At 66.6% G+C, this 15,295-nt stretch carries 12 protein-coding genes; 2 read left to right on the top strand and 10 right to left on the bottom strand.

The window, feature by feature from the left end:
* Window positions 1-519: apiosidase-like domain-containing protein (locus tag ACYQ1K_RS24920; protein WP_459986179.1), on the bottom strand; the 519-nt coding region annotated here is incomplete at its 3' end.
* Window positions 520-769: 250 nt separating this feature from the next.
* On the opposite strand from ACYQ1K_RS24920, the gene ACYQ1K_RS24915 reads away from it, so the two are divergent.
* On the top strand, window positions 770-5,686 hold the full coding sequence (locus ACYQ1K_RS24915; protein WP_459986177.1) for a LamG-like jellyroll fold domain-containing protein: 4,917 nt from the start codon (window positions 770-772) through the stop codon (window positions 5,684-5,686).
* An 11-nt stretch (window positions 5,687-5,697) separates the two neighbouring features.
* Here the strand turns inward: ACYQ1K_RS24915 and ACYQ1K_RS24910 are convergent, their stop codons facing one another.
* The 9 genes from ACYQ1K_RS24910 to ACYQ1K_RS24870 all read right to left on the bottom strand — a co-directional run bounded on the left by ACYQ1K_RS24910 (window position 5,698) and on the right by ACYQ1K_RS24870 (window position 14,133).
* Window positions 5,698-6,024 (bottom strand): winged helix-turn-helix transcriptional regulator, encoded by a 327-nt coding sequence (locus ACYQ1K_RS24910; protein ID WP_459986176.1) that lies wholly within the window; start codon window positions 6,022-6,024, stop codon window positions 5,698-5,700.
* A 93-nt stretch (window positions 6,025-6,117) separates the two neighbouring features.
* Complete coding sequence (locus ACYQ1K_RS24905) at window positions 6,118-7,020, bottom strand: alpha/beta fold hydrolase (protein WP_459986174.1); 903 nt, start codon at window positions 7,018-7,020, stop codon at window positions 6,118-6,120.
* Window positions 7,007-7,420, bottom strand: coding sequence for a VOC family protein (locus ACYQ1K_RS24900; protein WP_459986171.1), 414 nt, complete (start codon window positions 7,418-7,420; stop codon window positions 7,007-7,009). The genes ACYQ1K_RS24905 and ACYQ1K_RS24900 overlap by 14 nt, the downstream gene beginning before the upstream one ends.
* Window positions 7,417-9,360 carry a flavin-containing monooxygenase gene (locus tag ACYQ1K_RS24895; RefSeq protein ID WP_459986170.1) on the bottom strand — a complete coding sequence of 648 codons (1,944 nt, stop codon included), beginning with the start codon at window positions 9,358-9,360 and terminating at the stop codon, window positions 7,417-7,419. Before ACYQ1K_RS24895 ends, ACYQ1K_RS24900 begins: the two co-directional genes overlap by 4 nt.
* 56 nt (window positions 9,361-9,416) lie before the next feature.
* Window positions 9,417-10,616: a CaiB/BaiF CoA transferase family protein gene (locus ACYQ1K_RS24890; RefSeq protein WP_459986169.1), complete on the bottom strand. Its 1,200-nt coding sequence runs from the start codon at window positions 10,614-10,616 to the stop codon at window positions 9,417-9,419.
* Window positions 10,613-11,410 carry an enoyl-CoA hydratase/isomerase family protein gene (locus tag ACYQ1K_RS24885; protein ID WP_459986167.1) on the bottom strand — a complete coding sequence of 266 codons (798 nt, stop codon included), beginning with the start codon at window positions 11,408-11,410 and terminating at the stop codon, window positions 10,613-10,615. Before ACYQ1K_RS24885 ends, ACYQ1K_RS24890 begins: the two co-directional genes overlap by 4 nt.
* Window positions 11,407-12,189, bottom strand: coding sequence for an enoyl-CoA hydratase/isomerase family protein (locus ACYQ1K_RS24880; RefSeq protein WP_459986165.1), 783 nt, complete (start codon window positions 12,187-12,189; stop codon window positions 11,407-11,409). Before ACYQ1K_RS24880 ends, ACYQ1K_RS24885 begins: the two co-directional genes overlap by 4 nt.
* Before the next feature lie 33 nt (window positions 12,190-12,222).
* Window positions 12,223-13,419, bottom strand: coding sequence for an LLM class flavin-dependent oxidoreductase (locus ACYQ1K_RS24875; RefSeq protein ID WP_459986164.1), 1,197 nt, complete (start codon window positions 13,417-13,419; stop codon window positions 12,223-12,225).
* Window positions 13,420-13,599: 180 nt separating this feature from the next.
* A complete protein-coding gene (locus tag ACYQ1K_RS24870; RefSeq protein WP_459986163.1) occupies window positions 13,600-14,133 on the bottom strand; it encodes a flavin reductase family protein in 534 nt (177 codons plus the stop codon).
* Between the two features lie 354 nt (window positions 14,134-14,487).
* Here ACYQ1K_RS24870 and ACYQ1K_RS24865 point away from each other — a divergent pair, with 354 nt between their 5' ends.
* Entirely contained in the window at window positions 14,488-15,252 is a 765-nt protein-coding gene (locus ACYQ1K_RS24865; protein WP_459986162.1) for an alpha/beta hydrolase, read from the top strand.
* The last annotated feature ends 43 nt before the right edge of the window (window positions 15,253-15,295 follow it).

Below are 15,295 nucleotides of genomic sequence, written 5' to 3'. Positions count from 1 at the left end.
AGCGCCCTGGTCCAGCATCGCCGTGGAGGCATTGAGGAAGACATAGAACCCCTTCGCGGCCGCCTGCGAGACGAAGTGGTCACGCCGCGCCCAGAACGTCGCGTTCGGCGCCTGGGTCGGGTCGAGCGAGCTGGTCCCCCACGGGTAGACCCCGTCGCCGTCAGGACCGTTGTGACCACCGGCCAGGTTGGTCTGGGAGAACATCGAGACCTCGACGCCGTTGTAGCCCTGGGCCGCACGAGTGGCGAAGTAGTGGTCGTAGGAGGCGTTGTAGTCGCCGCTGCCGTCCGCAGTGCCGCCGAGCGAGAGGATGCCCCAGTCCTCGGCGGAGAAGATGAAGACCGGCTTGCCGGTGCCGCCGATGCGGTCAGCGAAGTACGGCGGGTCCGGCGCGGTCGCGGCGACCGAGCCGACCGAGGCGCTGGCGCTCCCCGCCCCCGCTCCGAGCTGGACCGAGGTCAGCAGAACGGTGGCCGCGACAAGCATGGCGACGATGACGACAGCGATCCGTGGCCGCATTGGTTCGAACCCCCAAGAGAGCTGCAAGTGCGTCGTCCCCTTGCTCAGGACGATCCGGCTGCGAGGCCCGAACCTCACCAGCAGTCTCAACACACATCGCCGGCTTTGTCACCCCTCGGGCTGGCCATCGTGCAAATGCGACCGAGAGTTTCCCTTGTTTTGATGGTGCCAACCCGACGTCGCCGTGCGTAGCGTGCCGGTCATTGCGGCTGGGAGCGGTCGCACAGCCGACAGATCGAGGCGAGCGGCGATGCAGGTGCGTAGGCGGCGCGTGTGGAGCGGGTTGATCGCCTTCGCCATCGTGGCAGTGGGCCTGGTGGTGTCGGTCGGCGCCACAGTGCTCGAAGCGTCGCCCGCCGCCGCCGACACGTTCACCGATCCGGGGTTCGCGTCCGAGACGGTCGCGACGGTGTCGCCGTACACCCTGGTCGGGCTGACGTTCGCGCCTGACGGCCGGATGTTCGTGTGGCAGAAGAACGGCGTCGTACGGATCATCAAGAACGGCGTGCTCCTGCCGACGCCGTTCATCGACCTCAGCAGCCACGTCAACACCTTCGACGACCGCGGGTTCTGGGGTCTCGCCCTCGATCCCAACTTCGCCTCGAACGGCTACGTGTACATGAGCTACACGTACGAGAACGCCGGGGATCCCAACGACACGAATGCGAAGACAGCCCGGCTCACCCGAGTGACGGCCAACCCGTCCAACCCCGACGTCGCACTGCCCGGGGAGACCGTGATCATGGGCAGTGTCGGCACACCGCCCTGCAGTGCGCAACCGGCCGGCGCGGACTGCCTGGCGGCCGATGCCGGCAGCCACTCGATCGGCAACCTGCGCTTCCTCGACGACGGCACGTTGCTCGTCGGCATGGGCGACGGGGCTGACGGAGGGGCCACCGATCCGCTGCCCCTGCGCGCCCAGGACCTCACGAGCGCCAACGGCAAGATCATGCGGATCAACAAGGACGGCACCGCGCCGACCGACAACCCGTTCTACGACGGGACCAACGACGTGCGGTCCAAGGTGTGGCTCTACGGCGTACGCAACCCGTTCCGCTTCGACGTGCAGCCAGGCACGGGCGACATCTGGTTCGGTGACGTCGGCTGGAACACGTGGGAGGAGGTCAACCACGGCACCAAGGGCTCCAACCACGGCTGGCCGTGCTGGGAGGGCAACTCCGTCAACACGACCTACAGCACCACCTCCGTCTGCGCGAACCTCGCGCAGAGCTCGGTCACGATGCCCTACGACACCTACAACCACTCGACAGGCTCGACGGCCGTGATCGGCGGACCGTTCTACGAGGGGACCGCCTATCCGCAGCAGTACCGCGACAACTGGTTCTACGCCGACTACACGGGCAACTGGATCAAGCGGGTCACCTTCGACAGCGCGCACAACCCAACGGGCATCCAGACGTTCGCCACCAACGTGCAAGCACCCGTCTCGCTGGCGGTGGGCCCCGACGGCTTGCTCTACTACTTGTCGTTCACGACCGGTCAGATCAACCGCATCCGCTCCAACGGCCCCGCTGCCTCCGCGACAGCGACGCCGACCTACGGCGCCTCGCCGCTCGCCGTCTCGTTCTCGAGCGCCGGCACGACCAACCCGGCCGGCGGCTCGCTGACCTACAGCTGGGACTTCGGCGACGGGACCACCTCGACCCAGGCCAACCCCGCGCACACCTACACGGTCAGTGGCGTCCACGCCTATACGGCGAGCCTGAAGGTCACCGACAGCGCCGGCAGCTCCTCGACGGCCACGGTGAGGGTCACGGTGAACAGCACCCCGCCGGTGCCCACCATCTCCACGCCGACGGACGGGACCTCGGTGCAACCGGGCCAGACCGTGACGTTCTCCGGCTCGGCGAACGATCCCGAGGAGGGTGCGCTGCCTGCGAGCGCGCTCAGCTGGACGGTCCTCCTGCACCACAACCAGCACGTCCACACGTTCGTCGGCGGCACGGGTTCCTCGGGCAGCTTCGTCGCCGAGAACCACGGCGCGATCGGGACCTACAGCTACGAGATCATCCTGACGGCCACCGACAGCAGCGGCCTGTCGGCCTCGCGCAGCGTCAACCTGCCGGTGATCGCCGACACGGTGCCACCCAGCGCGCCGGCGGGCCTCATCGCGGCGGCGTCCAGCGGCTTCAGCAGCATCGACCTGGGGTGGCAGGCGTCCACGGACGACAACGCCGTCGCCGGCTACCAGGTCGAGCGGTGCCAGGGGGCCGGATGCACGAACTTCGTCCAGCTGGCGACGGCGCCGACGGGCACGAGCATGACCGACACGGGTCTCCAGCCGTCGACGACCTACCAGTACCGCGTCCGTGCGGCTGACGTGATGGGCAACGTCGGCGACTACTCGAATGTTGCCACAGCGACGACGAACGCCGCCCCGCCGCCGGTGCCGGGTCTGGTAGCCGGCTACACCTTCGACGCGACGTCGGGATCCACGGTGACGGACATGTCGGGGAACGGGAACGCCGGCACGATCAACGGTGGGGCGTCCTGGTCGACGGGCAAGTACGGCGGCGCCTTGCGGTTCGACGGGGTGAGCAACCGGGTCAGCGTGCCTGCCTCGTCGTCGCTCAACGTCTCCGCGGCGATGACGCTGATGGCGTGGATCGAGCCGACGGTCAGCCAGAGCGGGTGGCGCACCATCATGCAGAAGGAGTCCGACGCCTACTTCCTCAACGCCAGCAACAGCACCGGGGCGCTGCGCCCCTCCGGCGGCGCAACCGTCGGCGGCAGCACCTCCTGGCTGAGCGGCCCCACGGCCAGCCCCGTCAATGCGTGGACCCATGTCGCCATGACCTATGACGGCACGACGATGCGCCTCTACGTCAACGGCGTCCAGGTCACCAGCATCGCCGCCTCCGGCACCATCCAGAACACCACGAACCCACTCTCGATCGGCGCCAACACCCCCTACGGCGAGTACTTCGCCGGCCTCATCGACGAAGCAAGGGTTTACAACCGCGCACTGACCGCCACCGAGATCCAATCGGCGATGAACAACCCGCTGGTGCCTCCGGCACCCGACATCACCGCGCCAACCGCCCCGAGCGCCCTCACCGCCACCGCCAGCAACGCATCCCAGGTCAACCTGTCCTGGAGCGCCTCCACCGACAACGTCGCCGTCACCGGCTATCGGGTGGAGCGCTGCCAGGGCGCCGGCTGCACCGGCTTCACCCAGGTCGGCACTGCGACCGGACTCAGCTTCAGCGACACCGGCCTGAGCGCCAACACCACTTATCTGTACCGCGTGCGGGCCGTCGACGCAGCGGGCAATGCGAGCGCGTACTCAGGGACGGCGACGGCGACCACACCCGCCCCTGATACGACCCCTCCGACGGCACCGTCGGGCCTCACCGCGACCGCGACGGGACCGACTGCGGTGTCCCTGACCTGGGCCGCCGCGACCGACGACGTCGCGGCCACGGGCTACCGGGTGGAGCGCTGCGCGGGCGCCGGCTGCACCGGGTTCACCCAGGTCGGCACCCCCACCGGCCTCGGCTACAGCGACACCGGGCTGAGCGCCAACACCACCTACGTGTACCGCGTGCGGGCCGTGGACGCCGCTGGCAACCTGAGCCCGTACTCGGCGACGGCGACGGCGACCACACCGACGGCACCTGACACCACCGCTCCAACGGCACCGACGGGTCTGACCGCGACCCCGGCCGGGACCAGCCAGATCAACCTGGCCTGGACCGCGTCGACCGACAACGTCGGCGTCACGCAGTACCGCGTCGAGCGCTGTAGCGGCACCAGCTGCACCACCTGGGCCCAGGTCGATGCGACGACGTCATTGACGTCGTCCTCCACCGGCCTCGCCGCCAACACGGTCTACCGCTTCCGCGTGCGGGCCGCCGACGCCGCCGGCAACCTCAGCGCGTACTCGGCGATCGTCTCGGCCCGGACCGCGGCCGCCGACACCACTCGACCGACCGCGCCGACCGGGCTGACCGCCGCGGCGGCCGGCCCGACGCGGGTGAACCTGGCGTGGACGGCGTCGACAGACAACGTCGGCGTGACCGGCTATCGCGTGGAGCGCTGCCAGGGCTCCGGATGCACCGGCTTCGCGGAGATCGCTCAGCCGACGACGACGTCGTACGCCGACACCACCACAGCAGCGTCGACGGTGTATCGCTACCGCGTGCGGGCGACGGATGCTGCCGGCAACCTCAGCACCTACTCCTCGGTCGTGACGGTCACGACCCCGTCGGTGCCCGACACCACCCCGCCGACGGTGCCCAGCGGGCTCACCGTCAGCGCTGGCGCCAGCACGCTGATGAACGTGGCGTGGACGGCATCGACCGACAACGTCGGCGTCACGTCGTACGTCGTGGAGCGCTGCCAGGGCACCGGGTGCACGACGTTCTCGTCCGTGGGCACACCGACCACCCCGTCGTACGCCGACGGTGCCGTCCTCCCGGCGACGAGCTACAGCTACCGGGTCAAGGCGCTCGACGCTGCGGGCAACGCCAGCGCCTACTCGACGATCGTGTCGGCGACGACCCCCGCGGGTCCCGCGGTGCCGGCGGGTCTCGTCGCCGGCTGGACCTTCGACGCTGGTTCCGGCTCGACCGTCGCCGACGTCTCCGGAAACGGCAACACCGGGACGATCACCGGCGCCACCTGGGTCGGCGGGAAGTACGGCGGCGCGCTGAGCTTCAACGGCACCAACGCGCGGGTCAACGTCCCTGCCTCTGCCTCGCTCAACCTCACCTCGGCGATGACGCTGATGGCGTGGATCGAGCCGACGCTCAGCCAGAGCGGGTGGCGCACCATCATGCAGAAGGAGTCCGACGCCTACTTCCTCAACGCCAGCAACAGCACCGGGGCCCTACGTCCCTCCGGCGGCGCGACCGTCGGCGGCAGCACCTCCTGGCTGAGCGGCCCCACGGCCAGCCCGGTCAACGCATGGACCCACGTCGCGATGACCTACGACGGCACGACGATGCGCCTCTACGTCAACGGCGTCCAGGTCACCAGCATCGCCGCCTCCGGCACCATCCAGAACACCTCGAACCCACTCTCGATCGGCGGCAACACCCCCTACGGCGAGTACTTCGCCGGCCTCATCGACGAGGCAAGGGTCTACAACCGTGTTCTGAGTCCCACTGACATCCAGGCAGCGATGAACACGCCCCTCAATTGAACCCAGGCCGGTCAGGAAGACACACGGGCCGCCCGCCCCGTCACCAGTATGTCCTCTTCAGATACCTCGTGGCCGGCAGCGCACCGCGCGACGAGGTCGACCTGCTCACCGCAACCCACATGGGTCAACTGCGGTCCACCACCAGGGATGTGCTTGGCACCCCAGCGGCCGAGCGCCAGCACCAACGGAAGCAGCTCATGGCCGGAATCGGTCAAGACGTACTCGAACCGGATCCTTTGGCCGGGCTCACGATATGGCTGCTTGGCGAGCACTCCGGCGCTCACGAGTTCCCGAAGCCGCTGGGACGCGACAGCTTCGCTGACGCCGACTCTGCGCACAAGATCGTCGAAGCTCCCAGAACTCCAACCTCGTCATGGAAACCTTTGCGCTGCCAGAGCAGCATTCGCTGGTCGTTGCCGATTGGAGTTCCTCTAGGCACGGGTGCGACGCCATCGGTTCAGCGCATGGTCGAGATCTTGGGTCACTTCCTCGAGCGCGGCGAGCAGGGCCGCCGGCTGGTCGAACATCACGTGGTGGTGTGCACATCGAATCTCGATCTCCCGGACGTGAGGACCCAAGATCTGTGCGATCGAGCGACTCATGGAGGGCGACATGGAGCCGTGCTCGGCACGGATCACGGTGACCGGAACACTGACCGGCTCGAGGCAGGCGGGATCAAACTGCGGCCGGTCGAAGACCTTGGGGTCGAACTTCCAGCTCCATCCTCCGGCGACCGCTCGAACCGACTCCTCCGCAACGTGCCGGAGCAGGTCATCGCAGACGGGCTGTGCGGGGACCGTATGGAAGGCACGAAGCGCATCGACGCGTCTCGGATAGACCTTCAGCGGGCGGAGCGATCGGTCTCGCTTCTGTTGCCAGCTTGGAACGGACATGACCCGAAGCGGCGAGTCGACGGTAGTGAGCGACACGAACAGATCGGGGAACCGCTGTAGCGTGCGCAGGGCCACTCCCCCGCCGAAGCTGTGACCGACGATCGCCGGGCGGAGCTCGAAACGCGCGTGCCTCACCACGGCGGCGACTTCGCGCGACCACATCTCGTAGCCGTAGCGGTTGCGCCGGTCGCTGTCCCCGTGGCCCGAGAGGTCGAGCGCGACGACGCGCCTCTCGATGGCGAGGATCGGGGCGAGATGGTCCCACCAGGCGGAGTTCGCCCCGCTCCCGTGGAGAAGCACCAGCGGCGTGCGTCGGCCCGTGCCCCAACTGCGATAGCTGATGGTCGTCCCACTGACCTCCACCTGGTGCCGCGCGGGCGGAAAGGTGTGAGCCCCCTCGGCCCACGATGCCGCAGGAGGGCACAGGTCAGATCGACGCATCAAGGAACTCGATCCAGTTCCCGTCCGGGTCCTCGACGATTGCCACGCGGATGCCCTGTCCGATCTCCTTGCTCGGAACGACGACGTCACGTCCGGCGGCCACACACGCCGCCACCGTCTCCTCGAGGTTGTCGATCGTGATCGTCCAGTACCGATAGCCCGTTGCGGCGTACACAGGCCCTCGCGCCGGCGACGCTGCCGGGGCCTCGGCGTACTCGATCAGCTTGATCGTCGACTCTCCGCAGCGGAGGGTGTGGACCTTGCCACCGGCGGTCGAGCGTGTCCGGGCCGACCCGAGGTCCTCGAGGCCGACGACGTCCCTGTAGAAGCAGACCAGCGCCTTGAGGTCGCGGGTGACGATGCCGAGGTCGATGCCCGCCTTGGTCACCCCGATCGTCATGACCTCGCCGAGCTCCCTACGGCGACGTTGTCGTTGTCATCCGCCGTGACGTAGTGCGCGAGGTCGGGCGTTCGGGTGATCAGCCAGTACTCGGTGTTGGAGTACGGGTTCTGGACCACGACGCGTCCCTTGGAGTTGCGGTAGTAGGTGTTAACCCCGTCGAAGGTGTAGATGAGCCCGTCGTGGATCTCGGCCGCCTTCGCGGCGTACGCCTCGTAGACATCGGGACGTACGTCGACCGATGCGGCGCCGGCCGAGACCATAGCGCGCAGGAGCTCGATGACGTAGTGCGTCTGCGCCTCGAGGTGGCCGAGGACACTGCCGCCACCGCCGTTGATGTTGGGGCCGTACATCATGAAGAAGTTCGGGAACCCGGGAACCGCAAGCCCGAGGTAGGCTCGTGCGTCGTCGCCGTCCCACGCCTCCTCCAGCGTCTGACCATCGGCACCGACGACGTCGAAGGTCGAGACGAACCTGGTCACGCCGAAGCCCGTCGCGAAGACGATCACGTCGAGGTCATACTCGGTGCCGTCCTCCGTCCGGATTCCGTTCGGCAGGATCTCTGCGATCCGTGAAACCTCGAGGGTGACGTTCTCCCTCTTGAGTGCGTCGTACCAGCCGTTGTCGAGCAGCATGCGCTTTGCGTACGGCGGGAAGCCGGGGAGGCTCTTCTCGAGGAGGTCCGGGCGGTCGCCGAGCTTGCTCTGGAGGTACTTCTCGTAGAACCTGCGGTGTGCGGCGTTCTGGGTGTTGATCGTTCGACCACCGTCGTCCCACGTCGGGTCCTTGTGGATCGACGCGAAGTTGCGGTCGCCGAAGATCCACCCGAGTCGCTCGCGGAACCACGCTCGGTACATCGGGACCGTGCGAAGCAAGTAGGCGCTGTTCTCCGGAATGGCCTGCTTGAACTTCGGGAAGGGCGCTACCCAGTGAGGTGACCGTGCGAACACTGTCAGCTGCTTCACGGCCGGAGCGATCGCCGGAACGGCCTGCATTGCGCTGGCGCCATTGCCGACAACGCCCACCTTCTTTCCGGTGAGGTCGATCTCGGCGGGCCACTCAGCGGTGTGGAAGGCCCGACCGGCGAACGTCTCGCGCCCCTTGATCTCTGGGATCGTCGGAGGGTTGAAGATGCCAACGCCGCTCACCAGGGCGTTGAAGGTCCCGCTGCCGGGCGTGCCGTCGGCGTTACAGTAGTCGACCATCCAGCGTTGCCCGTCTGGGTCGAACGCCGCACGCACCACTTCGGTCCCGAGCTGGATGTGCCTGCGAACATCGAAGCGGTCAGCGATATGGCACAGATACTCGTGGACCTCGGCGCGACCTGCGTAGTAGTGCTTCCATTCGAACGGCGCGAAAGACAGTGAATACAGGTAGCTCGGGGTGTCGACACCAGCACCCGGGTAGGTGTTCGACCACCACACGCCGCCGACGTCTTCAGCCTTCTCGAAGATGGTGAACGGGATTCCGGCCTGGCTGAGCCTCACCGCCATGCACAGCCCCGAGAATCCCGCGCCCACGATGGCCACCCGGAAGCCGGCAGGCACGTCGACCCGTGGAACCTTGTCCGCCTCAGGGTCGATGGCCGCGCGGAGCGCAGCGGAGATCCGCGCGCCGGACAGACCCTGAAGCGGCTCCCCCATGCAGACGCTGAGCATGTGGATGAGCAGGTCGTCGTCCGGCACCTTGAGTACGATGTCGCCGTCCCGCGACCACTTCACGAGTGCTTCGGCAGCGGCCGAGCGCACCTCTTCCTGAAGCTCGGGACTGAGCCCACCGTCGTCATTTTCTTCCATGCCGACGGTGCGGCTCGGGGTGTACGGCGCCTCGAGCCATCGCAGGTCGCCCGTCAGCTGCACCAGCAGCATGAGCAGGATCGGGACGTTGGCGTCGGCGACGGCCGCACGAAGCTGCTGCTCGTCGATGGCAGTGGTCGGCATGTGAGGTGCTCCTCGTGTCTTCAAACTAGGAAGTGCTGTGCAGGTGATGTATCGGGTCAGAATGCGTTCGCCGCGTCGAGCTCCTTGATGTCGACGTCGGTGAGGCCCAACTCCTGAAGTACGGCGCTCGTGTGCTGGCCAAGAGCCGGCGCAGTCGCCGGACTGGGTACGCGTCGGCTTGCGTACGTGACGGGGTGACCAACAAGCTCGACCCTCCGGCCTTCGCCTCCCCAGACGGGAACCATGGCGTCGATGGCGCGGGTTTGTTCGTGCTCCAGCACCTCGCGGACGGTGTTGACGGGTGAGACGGGTACACGCGCCGGTTCCAGGATCGCGACGACTTCTTCGACCGCGTGGCCGCTGAGGAAGGCCTGGATGGCAGAAACGATCTCGTCACGGTGATCGATCCGGCCGCGCGCTGTCGCGTATGCAGGATTCTCGGCAAGACCCCGGAGGTCTGTTGCTGCACAGAATCGCTGCCACGCGGCATCATTGGTGACGCCCACCAAGACCCAGCCGTCGGACGCCTTGAAGGCCTGGTAAGGAACGAGCGACCACAATCCGGAGCCCTGCCTGCGAGGCTCTGCTCCCCCGATCGCGAGGTTTGCGACGTGAGTGCTCATCAGAGCGAGACCGCTCTGCAGAAGCGACGACTGCACATGCTCGCCTCGCCGTGCCCCCGTTGCTCGCGCGTACAGTGCGGTCACTGCTGCTCCGAAGGCGAGCATCCCCGTCGAGAGGTCGACGACTGACACGCCAGCTCGGTTCGGAGGCCCATCAACCTCGCCCGTGATCTGCATGATGCCGGTGAAGGCCTGGAGCAGGAGGTCATAGCCGGGATGGTTGGCCATGGGGCCGCTGCTCCCGTAGGCGCTCACCGAGACGTGGATCAGATCCGGGTTCATCGCGATCAGCGCCTCGTGAGAGAGTCCGAGCGCTTCGGCATCAGCCGGCAGATAGCTCTCGATCAGGACGTCAGCGCTCGCGACCAGCTTCTGCAGAAGGCCCTGGCCGGCGTCACTCTTCAGGTTCAGGGTGATGCCGCGCTTGCCGCGATTCATGCACACGAACCCGGCGCTCGTGCCGTCGAGGGCCGGCTCCCACTTGCGATTCTCGTCTCCTCCTGGCGCCTCGACTTTGACGACGTCTGCCCCGAGCTCAGCAAAGTAGAGCCCGCAGAGGGGGCCGGCCACGACTCGGCTGAAGTCGAGAACCTTGACACCCGCCAGGGGTTCCGAATTGCCGTTCACGTTCATGACGGTCCTGCCTCTGGGCTCATCGCTGCACTCGCGCGACGTTGCGCGGAGCTGGTCTTGTAGGTGGCGATCCACTCGGACGTCTCGGGATGTGCAACGGTGACTGCGTACTCGAGAATGCTCATCCGTGCCGCATCGCGATGTGGGAGCTGCAGCCATGCCTCGAAAATGCGCTTCTGTGCCGCGAGTGTGCGCGGCGGCAACGCTCGGAACTCCTCGACGTAGGTCGACGCCTCGGTCTCCGCGCAGTCAGGTTCCGTGAGCTGGTTCAGGTAGCCCCAGTGCCACATGTCGCGAGCAGGATAGAACCGTCCTGTCAGCAGCATTTCCTTCGCACGAGTCAGTCCCATGTAGCGCTCGAAGAGCGCGGCGTCGCCGACGACGGGGAGCCCGATCTTGACCTCCGGCATCGAGAACAAGGCTGTCGTCGACGCGACACGCAAATCGCACACCGCCGTGATGTCCATGGCGATGCCGACGCAATAGCCCTCGATCGCAGCGATCGTGGGGACCTGACACGTCCGTAGCTCGGTGAGCATCTGCTGACCTACGCTCGATGCCGCGACCTCCAGCCGCCCGGCACCTGACTCACCCTGGAAGGCGGCGACATCAGCCCCGGCGGAGAAGTGACCACCGGACCCTGCGAACACGATGCAGCGGACATCTCGAGGCAGGTCAACGATCGCGCCGCGGATGGTCGCGACGTCGTCGAGCGTCAGGGCGTTGCGCTTCTCCGGACGGTTGAACCTGATCCACCGCGCTCCGTCGACATCGACGACCGTTGTCGTACTCATGCGCTGGCTCCGGCATCCGCCCTCGTCGCTCGTTCCTCGGCGAGCTTCGTCTCGACAAATCCCAGCGAGAGGCTCCGAGTGAGCGAGTTGCCTGCCCGCCAGTCAGGGACCGACTCGGTGAGGTTGAGCGCAGTCTTCATCGCCAGTAGCGCGTCTCGCCCGTGCCTGGCCAGATCCGTTGCCCACTCCAGGCTCGCCTGAGCGAAGTCCTCGTCGGGCAGGACGTGGTCAATCAGGCCCTCCCGAGCCGCGACCGCCGTGTCGATCTTGTGCCCGTTCAGGATCAGATCGCGGATGAAGCCTTCCCGAAGTCCGAGCCGCCGCATCTGAGCACCACCACCGGCGACGGAGATACCGACCGCGATCTCCGGCATCGAGAACATGCAACTCTGCGAAGCGAGCCTGATGTCGCACATGGAGGCCAGGACGAGGCCAGCGCCAACGGCGAACCCATGCATCGCGGCGACCACCGGGATCTGGATGTCGTACACCGACTCCCAGAAGCGTTGGCCGTTGCTGAGCGAGTCGCTCGTCCGGGCCGTGTCTCCACGCCGCCCCGCGAACTCCTTGAGGTCAGCGCCCGCACAAAAACCCTTGCCCTCGCCGCGCAACAGCACGACAGCGGCATCGCTGGTGACCAGCGAGTTGAACACCGCCGTGAGCCCTGCACGGAGTTGAGAGCTCATGGCATTGACGGGTGCATGGCGCAGCGTGATGACACAGACGGGTCCGTCCTGCTCAATAGTGAGCAGGGCGTTGTCGGAGGTTCGAGATGTCACTTGATTTCTCACAATCGATCGGAGAACGGTTTCTCAGCCCAGTCCGGGAGCGCTGGTGTATTCGTCGCCGGTACCGTTCTCGAGAATCAGCGGGAAGCCAGCCTCGTCGAGGCGCTTCGCGAGGTCAGGGATCACGTGCCGAGAGAACGTGTCGACGTCCTCGATGCAGTTGTAGAAGAGGAGCGTCACGGCGCTCGGCTTGTATTCAACTGCCCATTCCGCGAGTGTCTCAGCTACTGTCGCGGGGCTGCCGATCAAGGCGTCCTGCAGGAAGTACTTGTCGTAGTCGGCCTGGGTCTTCAGCAGGTCGTCGACGGTCTCCGCGGTCGCGGCGCCAGCGGCGATGTAATGTTGCCGAAGCGCGGACTTGTCCGCCTTTGCGCAGATGTCTGCGGCGATGGCGTGTGCGTGCTCGTCGGTGTCTCCTAGGATGACTCGCAAGGTGCCGATGAACCCGACTTCCCGCCCGACTTCAGCGCAGATCTGATCGAGCTTGGCTCGGTTCGCGGGGAAGGTGAACGCGTAGTCGACCTGCTCCACGGAGAACTTCATCCCCGTGTACGACTGACCGGCGTTGACCAGGAGTGGACGCGGGGACTGAACCGGACGGGGCCAGGCCGTCGCTTCCTCGATCGTGAAGTACTTGCCACGGTAGGTGAAGACGCCGTGCTCCCACAGTCCGCGGACCACGTCGAGCCACTCGCGGGTGTACGCGTAGCGCTCCTGATGATCGAGAAGCTCGATGCCCATGGGCGCGAACTCGTGGACACCCCAGCCGCTGACGATGTTCATCCCCCAGCGGCCGCGACCGATCTGGTCCATGTCGGCGCCGAACTTGGCCGCGACCACGGGGTTGAAGACGTTCGTGTGGATGGTCGTGAGGACCGAGATGCGGCTCGTCGCCTGCAGGAGGGCGGCGCTGAGTGTGATGGTGTCGAAACTTGCCCCGCGCCAGTTCAGGTCGTCGCCCTGAAGGCCCTTCCATCGACCGGCGGGCAGGCAGAACGAGAAGCCCGCCGACTCGGCGAGTAGCGCTGCTTCGCAGATGTATTCGTACGTCCACTCCGTCGAGGTCGGCGCGAGGGTGGGGAACTCCGCCCATGACTCGTTGGGAAGGAACAGCCCGAGCCGGAGGCCTTCGACCAGCGGCATCGTCCGGTCCTTGTACTGCTCGAGGGCCCGGGTGGCGGGGTCGGCGTGGGGCGGATATACGCCGTGGATATCGGTCATCTGCTGTCCAGAGCCTTTCTTTCTTTCGTACTTCGATGGAATGGCTGTGCTCACCGAGAACAGGCAGGCAACTCATTCGCGCGGAGCCGTCGCACGGTGCGCAGGCGGGTTGCGTCCTCCGACACCCATCCGCGTGACGGAGCAGCCGGCGATGGTGGGCCAGCGCACCCGGCCGGTCCGCTAGCAGTCGGATGCCAGGCGCGAATAGCGGCCTCGGTAGAACAGCAGGGGATCCGGATGCGCCGCTGGCTCGTCGGACATCCCGGATCGGGCCTCGAGGTGACGCACTTCCGCGATCACCAGCGTGTGGTCCCCTGCATCGATGACGTCCCGGATGTCGCACTCCAAATGGGCAACGACCCCGTTGATGACGGGGTGGCCGGCCACCTTGCCAGGACGCCACTCGACGCCGGCCCACTTGTCGAAGCCTGAACGGGCAAACCCGTTGCTCATCTCCTCCTGATCAGCACCGAGGATGTTGATGACAAGGGAACCGACCTCGCGGATTGCCGGGAAGGTCGTCGACGTCCGGCTGACTGAGAACGCCACGAGAGCCGGATCCAGCGAAAGGCTGAAGAACGACTGGCAGGTCAGTCCGACGGGCTCGTCACCCTGCAGAGCCGCGACAACGGTGACGCCCGAGCAGAAGTGGCCCAGGACCGATCGGAAGGTCCCGGCGTCGACGTCCGCGTTCACGACTGAGCTCCCAGTCATGACGTCGACCCCGGGAAACCGAAGGAGCTTGGAAAGTTGATCACGTCAGCCAGTGTGGTGAGCGACACATCAGCGGGCGCGGGGCAAAGTACCCCCTCATATACCCGATTGCTCTCGAGCCTCTGGGCGGCACGGTTACCCGTTCCTACGATGCAAAGCATGCACCGAGCTCCGGCTGTCGATCCCGAGTTCCTTGAGACCCTCTCAAGGGGACCCGCTCGTCTTCTCGGCGTCACCAGTGCCGATCTTCCCGGACTGCGCGACGGTCTCGTTCGCGCATCACGAAGTGCACGGCCATCCCCCAACGTCGAGCGCTTCGACGTTGAGGTGCCAGGCTGTCGGAATGAGCCGTCTGTGCTCCTCCGGGTGCACCGACCGACGAACTTGGAAGGCGCCGTGCCCTGCCTGTTCGCCATCCACGGCGGTGGCTTCATCCTGGGGACCTACGAAGTCGAGGACCAGCGCCTCGATGCGTGGTGCCAGAAGCTGGGCGTCGTCGGCCTGTCCGTGGATTATCGCCTCGCCCCCGAGTCCCCTTACCCAGCGGCTCTCGGCGACTGTCTCGCCGCCTTTCGATGGGTCACCGAAAATGCGTCATCGCTCGGGGTGCTCCGGCAAAGCGTCGGCCTGCTCGGGACGAGCGCCGGCGCAGGGCTCGCTCTGGCCATGGGCCTGTACCTGCGCGATTCCGGTGCTGCCATCTCGCCCGCGTTCCAGCTGCTCAGTTATCCGATGATCGACGACCGACAGATCACACCATCCAGTTCCTGGACAGACGTGCCAGTCTGGGACCCGGCGAGCAACGATCTCGGATGGCGAAGCTACCTGGGCGACCTCTATGGCGGCGATGACGTCCCCGAGTATGCGGCGCCAGCCCGAGGCGAAGACCTTCGCGGCCTGGCACCGACGTTCATCTCCGTCGGATCGGCGGACATCGTGCACGACGAGGCAGTGGAGCTCGCACGTCGTCTGGTCCACGCGGGCGTTCCCACGGACCTACGCGTGTACGCCGGTGCCCCCCACGGAATGGACCGCCGCGCAACCGACACCTACCTCAGCCGAAGTAGTCGCCGGGACATGTTGGCCTGGCTGACTCGATGCCTGACCAACCTGCGGTGACCCTCCATGGCTGGTAACAGCCCCCCATACCTTCAACTCCAGC

The organism is Nocardioides sp. AN3 (assembly GCF_054653495.1).
The sequence above is the reverse complement of the archived record's forward strand: the minus strand, read 5'-3'. Positions and strand labels throughout refer to the sequence as shown.

Excerpts from the sequence above, each read along its gene's own strand:
- ACYQ1K_RS24915 (WP_459986177.1), top strand. The coding sequence starts at position 770 with ATGCAGGTGCGTAGGCGGCGCGTGTGGAGCGGGTTGATCGCCTTCGCC.
- ACYQ1K_RS24895 (WP_459986170.1), bottom strand. The coding sequence starts at position 9,360 with ATGCCGACCACTGCCATCGACGAGCAGCAGCTTCGTGCGGCCGTCGCC.
- ACYQ1K_RS24905 (WP_459986174.1), bottom strand. The coding sequence starts at position 7,020 with ATGCGTCGATCTGACCTGTGCCCTCCTGCGGCATCGTGGGCCGAGGGG.
- ACYQ1K_RS24875 (WP_459986164.1), bottom strand. The coding sequence starts at position 13,419 with ATGACCGATATCCACGGCGTATATCCGCCCCACGCCGACCCCGCCACC.
- ACYQ1K_RS24885 (WP_459986167.1), bottom strand. The coding sequence starts at position 11,410 with ATGAGTACGACAACGGTCGTCGATGTCGACGGAGCGCGGTGGATCAGG.
- ACYQ1K_RS24900 (WP_459986171.1), bottom strand. The coding sequence starts at position 7,420 with ATGACGATCGGGGTGACCAAGGCGGGCATCGACCTCGGCATCGTCACC.
- ACYQ1K_RS24870 (WP_459986163.1), bottom strand. The coding sequence starts at position 14,133 with ATGACTGGGAGCTCAGTCGTGAACGCGGACGTCGACGCCGGGACCTTC.
- ACYQ1K_RS24890 (WP_459986169.1), bottom strand. The coding sequence starts at position 10,616 with ATGAACGTGAACGGCAATTCGGAACCCCTGGCGGGTGTCAAGGTTCTC.